At 70.9% G+C, this 3,983-nt stretch carries 4 protein-coding genes; all 4 read right to left on the bottom strand.

The genetic code is table 11. From position 1 onward, the window contains the following. On the bottom strand, positions 1-843 hold an 843-nt coding region (locus G7A99_RS16525; RefSeq protein WP_163142155.1), incomplete at its 3' end, for a polysaccharide deacetylase family protein. After that, a complete protein-coding gene (locus tag G7A99_RS16520; RefSeq protein ID WP_163142152.1) occupies positions 840-2,309 on the bottom strand; it encodes a lipopolysaccharide biosynthesis protein in 1,470 nt (489 codons plus the stop codon). The genes G7A99_RS16525 and G7A99_RS16520, both read right to left, overlap by 4 nt. Next, a complete protein-coding gene (locus G7A99_RS16515; protein WP_163142149.1) occupies positions 2,306-3,283 on the bottom strand; it encodes a glycosyltransferase family 2 protein in 978 nt (325 codons plus the stop codon). The genes G7A99_RS16520 and G7A99_RS16515 overlap by 4 nt, the downstream gene beginning before the upstream one ends. After that, positions 3,270-3,983, bottom strand: a 714-nt coding sequence (locus G7A99_RS16510; RefSeq protein ID WP_205599884.1) for an asparagine synthetase B, incomplete at its 5' end; no start/stop codon positions are given. The genes G7A99_RS16510 and G7A99_RS16515, both read right to left, overlap by 14 nt.

Genomic DNA, 3,983 nt, shown 5'->3' with positions numbered 1-3,983 from the left:
GCAGAACAGCGGCGCCGCCACGCCCGCCGCCGCCTCGATCACCCGGCGCGCGCCGGCGATCTCCTCGTCCAGCACCGTCGGCGGCACATCCGGGCGCAGTCGCATGTGCGTGCGGGTGTGGGCACCGAGCTGCACCGTTCCGCCGGCGGTCATCTCCCGCACCTGTACCCAGTCGAGCAGCGCCGGCTCGTCGGCGCCGATGCCCACCTCCGCCTCCATCGCCGCGAGCCGCTCACGCAGCTCGGCGTCCGGCAGCGCCTTGGCGGCCTCGATAATCCCGTCCAGCGCGTCGGCGTCCGGTACCGCCCGGTAGGCCGCTACGGCGTTATCCAGTCCCCCGAGCCACGCGAAGGCCGGCCCCGTCCAGACCCGCGCTGGTGCCGTCACCGCCCGACGCAGCACGGCGGCCAGGCGCTCCGGCCAGAAGCCCTCGGCGGTACCGATGAGGTCGGAGACCAGGAAGACCGTCGCCGGCCAGCCCATCTCCCGCAGCACCGGGTAGGCGTGCTCGTAGTTGTCCCGCCAGCCATCGTCAAAGGTGATGGCGCACGCCCTTCGGGGCATGGCCGCACCACGGGCACGGGCATCGAGCCAGTCGGCGAGGTGCACCGGCGTGAAGTGCCGCCCCAGCACCGCCAGGTGCATGCGCAGGGTCTGCGGCGAGACCAGCATCCCCGGCTGCTCGTCCGCCCAGCGCGGATCGTCCCGGGGCAGGACACGGTGGTAGGTGAGCACCAGTAGCGACGGCGCCCGGCGGCGCCAGCCGATCGTCCCGGCCGCCCGGGCAGCAGCGCACACCCCGGCCCGCGCCGCCTGCCTGGCCCTGCGCAGCGACGCGCTCATCCGGCGACCCCCCGCAGGCGCGCGGGACGGCGGATCAGCGAGCGCACCAGGCCGCGCTGCTCCGCGGGCAGCAGGGGTGAGAACAGCACCGCCACCAGGAACACGCCGACCAGGGCCCCCCGCAGCAGCAGCGACCACACCAGCTCCGTCGGTCCCGCCTCGGCGATGGCGTAGAGCACGACGGCCAACGCCAGCGCCGAGAGCACCCGGGCCCAGGGCAGGCCCATGTCGTACTCCCGCCGGGCCTGGGCATGCACCCAGGTGAGCTCCACGCTCAGGGCGATAAGCGTTGCCAGCGCGGCACCGAGGGCCCCCAGCAGCGGGATCAGCGCGAGGTAGCCGACGCTGATCACCACCGCCGTGATCCCCGAGGCAATGGCGAGCTTGCGCGTCTTCTCGGCGAGCAGCAGCCCGAAGTTGGAGAACAGCGTCCAGACGTAGAGGATGTAGGCGAGGACCAGGACCGGCGCGATGTCGGCGGCGGGCCAGAACGCCGGCGCAGCCATCACGTGGATGACGTCGCCGACGAACATGGCGATCCCCAGCCCCATGAGGATGGTGAACAGCGCGAAGTACTGGAAGGTCATCTGGTAGATCTCGCGGGCGTCGCCGCGTTCGAGGATACGGTAACGCTGGGTGTCCCAGATGTTCGCGAACGTCCCCCAGGTGAACTCCACCAGCAGGAAGCCGAAGCGATAGGCCAGCGCGTAGATGCCGACCTGCGCCATGTCCGTGAACACCCGCAGGAAATAACGGTCGCCAAAGCTGATGTAGATCTGAAAAAGCCCGGAGATCCAGAACGGATAGCTGAAGGCGAGCAGCACCCGCAGGTGCCGGCGCGAGGGCCTCAACCGGGTGTAGCGCAGGGTGTAGCCCACGCCGAACAGGGCGATGGCACCGGAGGAGAGCACATTGCCGAGCACCACGCCGGCGACATGGAGCTCCAGCCACACCACCAGGTAGAGGTTGAGCGACACCTGCAGCGCGAGCTTGCCCAGGCTCAGGGCGAGGAACAGCCCGGGGCGCTGGTGGGCGCGTATGAAGTTGAGGCCGAAGTCCTCGACCCCCTGGGTGACCAGCAGCAGCCCGACCAGCGGTATCAGGTGGACGTACAGCGCCTCGCCGAAGAGCACTCGCGCCAGCGGCTCGGAGAAACCCGCCACCGCCATCGCCCCCAGCGCGCTCACCCCGGCGCCGACGGCCAGCACCGTGGTCACCACCTCGTCGCGCTCGGTCTTGCCGTCGGCAGCAAAGTAGTAGCGGAACAGCGCTTGGCCCATGCGCATGCCGAAGAACACCTCGACCACGCTGAGCAGCAGCGTAAACAGCTCCACCGCCCCGTAGTCGGCGGGGGTAAGGTAGCGGGTATAGATCGGCAGCATAATGAAGGCCACGATCTTGCGGGCGATATTGCCCGCCCCGTAGATCGCGCTGTGCGAGACCATTCGCGCCGCTTCGCCGCTCATCCGCGCACCCCCTGGGCCAACCTGGCATGCCGGGCGCCACGCGGGTCGAGGCGCCGCATCGCGGCGAGGCCACGACCGAGGTAGTAGCAGTAGAAGACCAGCGCGTTCACCGCGAGCACCCGCAGTGGCTGGCCGGCGTACTTGCGTATCGACGAGGCCACCAGCACCGCGGCCACCACCGCCATCGCAGCAAGCGCCCCGCCGGTCCAGCCGGCCAGTAGCGCGGCGAGACCGGCGAGATGCGCGACGAGGAAGACCACCGTGAGCACGGCCACCCGGGAGTGAATCAGGGCATGCCAGGAGCGGAAATCACCGCGGCCATGCCAGGCCTCTCGACGGATGAACGCGGCGAGCCCGCGGGGGAAGCCCTTGTGGACCACCCGCAGGGCGATATCGTTGATCACCGTCGCACCCTGCCGGCGTGCCCGGGCGCAGAGCTCGTAGTCCTCCCCGGTCTCCAGGGACGGATCGAAGCCGCCGAGCTCGCGAAAGAACGCCGTGTTGATCACCATGTGACCGCTGCCCACGTGGCGTGAGCCGCGCTCGCGCGCGAAGGCGGCGAACCAGTAACGCTCCAGCCAGCCAGCCCGGTCAGGGATGTCGCAGTGCGAGCCGGTAATCAGGTGTGGGGTCTGCGCCAGCGCCACGCAGACCGCGGGCATCCGCGCCTGCCACGCCGCCGTGAGCTCCACGTCCGCGTCCAGGAACACGAGGACCCGGCCGCCGGCCAGCGCCGCACCGGCATTACGGTTGGCACCGATACCCGCGCCGGTACCGGCCACCACCACCGCGCCGGCCTCGCGGGCCAGGGCCGCGGTATCGTCGCCCGAGGCATCGTCGACCACGATCACCTCGTGGTGCCAGTCCGCCGCGTGGCGATGGATGCTCGCGATGGTGGCGGCGATCATCACCGCCTCGTTGCGCGCGGGGATGACGAAAGACAGCGTCACCGCCCCCGGGTCACCGCTCGACACAGGCCATCGCCTCCCCACCCTGCCAGGTCGTTGCAGCCGACACGGGTAACGCCGCCGGCAACGCCTCGTACCAGGCCTCGAACATGAGCACCGTCCACAGCGCGAGGCCGTGGTTGCGGCGCCCGCCCAGGTGCTCGCGCCATCGGCGCGAGACCGCATCCGCGTCCAGCAGGCCCTCGCCGGCCAGGCGCTCCGGCGCCAACAGCGCGTCGGCCCAGTCGCGCAGCGGACCGCGGAGCCAGTCGTCCACCGGTACCGAGAAGCCGGACTTGGGTCGATCCATCAGCGCCGGCGGCACATAGCGGTCGAGCAACCGGCGCAGTATCCACTTGCTCCGGCCGGCACGGACCTTCATGGACAGCGGCAGGTGCCAGGCATACTCGACCACCCGGCGGTCGAGCAGCGGCACCCGCGTCTCCAGGGCCACCGCCATACTCGCCCGGTCCACCTTCACCAGGTTGTCGTCGGGGAGATAGCGCAGCCCGTCCCAGAGCATGCACTCGTCGAGCAGCGCCCGCGCCCCCTCGAGGCGCGCCGGCGGCCAGGACGGTGGCGGTGTGGCCGCATCCCGCAGCGGCAGCGTCCCACGCGGCCAGTACGACATCAGGGCGTCGTAGACCATGGCCGGGCCCCCGGCGTCGAGCACCGAGGCCAGCTTGTGCAGCTTCTCGCCCATGCGCGGCCGCCACAGCCGCCGCAG

The organism is Arhodomonas sp. KWT, assembly GCF_010993615.1.
The sequence above is the reverse complement of the archived record's forward strand: the minus strand, read 5'-3'. Positions and strand labels throughout refer to the sequence as shown.

What these genes read in the sequence shown, in the direction of transcription:
- G7A99_RS16520 (WP_163142152.1), bottom strand. Translation starts at nt 2,309, where the DNA reads ATGAGCGGCGAAGCGGCGCGAATGGTCTCGCACAGCGCGATCTACGGG.